General features: G+C 55.9%; 1 rRNA gene. It reads left to right on the top strand.

Features of this window, described 5'->3' with window-relative positions:
* A 16S ribosomal RNA gene (locus F1593_RS28045) occupies positions 1–1,227 on the top strand; the annotation flags it as partial.
* Between the last annotated feature and the right edge of the window lie 8 nt (positions 1,228–1,235).

Here is a 1,235-nt window from a genome sequence, read left to right as displayed (position 1 = left end):
GCGATCGGTAGCTGGTCTGAGAGGACGATCAGCCACACTGGGATTGAGAACGGCCCAGACTCCTACGGGGGGCAGCAGTGAGGAATTTTCGTCAATGGGGGCAACCCTGAACGAGCAACGCCGCGTGCAGGAAGAAGGTTTTCGGATCGTAAACTGCTTTTCTCTGGGACGAGAACGGACGGTACCAGAGGAAGAAGCCCCGGCTAACTACGTGCCAGCAGCCGCGGTAATACGTAGGGGGCGAGCGTTATCCGGAGTTACTGGGCGTAAAGCGCACGCAGGCGGTCAGATTAGTCTGTCGTGACAGTCGTCGGCTCAACTGACGAAGTACGATGGAAACTGTCTGACTTGAGGGCTTCAGAGGGACACGGAATTCCGGGTGGAGTGGTGAAATGCGTAGATATCCGGAGGAACACCGATGGCGAAGGCAGTGTCCTGGGAAGTACCTGACGCTCAGGTGCGAAAGCTAGGGGAGCGAACAGGATTAGATACCCTGGTAGTCCTAGCCGTAAACGATGACCACTAGACGTTGGGGGTATCGACCCCTTCAGTGTCGCAGTTAACACAATAAGTGGTCCGCCTGGGGAGTACGGTCGCAAGATTAAAACTCAAAGGAATTGACGGGGACCCGCACAAGCAGCGGAGCGTGTGGTTTAATTCGATGCAACGCGAAGAACCTTACCAAGGCTTGACATGGATGTGCACCAGCGGTAATGCGCTGTCTCCTTCGGGAGCGCATGCACAGGTGCTGCATGGCTGTCGTCAGCTCGTGTCGTGAGATGTTGGGTTAAGTCCCGCAACGAGCGCAACCCCTGTCGTTAGTTAAATGATCTAGCGAAACTGCCATTTTAAAATGGAGGAAGGCGGGGATGACGTCAAGTCAGCACGGCCCTTACGCCTTGGGCGACACACACGCTACAATGGTCAGGACAAAGAGTTGCCAACCCGCGAGGGGGAGCTAATCTCGTCAAACCTGGCCTCAGTTCAGATTGGAGGCTGAAACTCGCCTCCATGAAGGTGGAGTTGCTAGTAACCGTAGGTCAGCACACTACGGTGAATACGTTCCCGGGTCTTGTACACACCGCCCGTCACACCACGAAAGTTGGCAACACTTGAAGCCGCCGGGCTAACTCGCAAGAGAGGCAAGCGTCGAGGGTGGGGTCAGTGATTGGGGTGAAGTCGTAACAAGGTAGCCGTACCGGAAGGTGCGGCTGGATCACCTCCTTTCTAGGGAG

The sequence above is a fragment of the Dictyobacter arantiisoli genome (genome assembly GCF_008326305.1).
In the GTDB taxonomy this organism is placed as follows: domain Bacteria; phylum Chloroflexota; class Ktedonobacteria; order Ktedonobacterales; family Ktedonobacteraceae; genus Dictyobacter; species Dictyobacter arantiisoli.
Note: the sequence above shows the minus strand (reverse complement) of the source record. Positions and strands in the feature narration are given on the sequence as shown.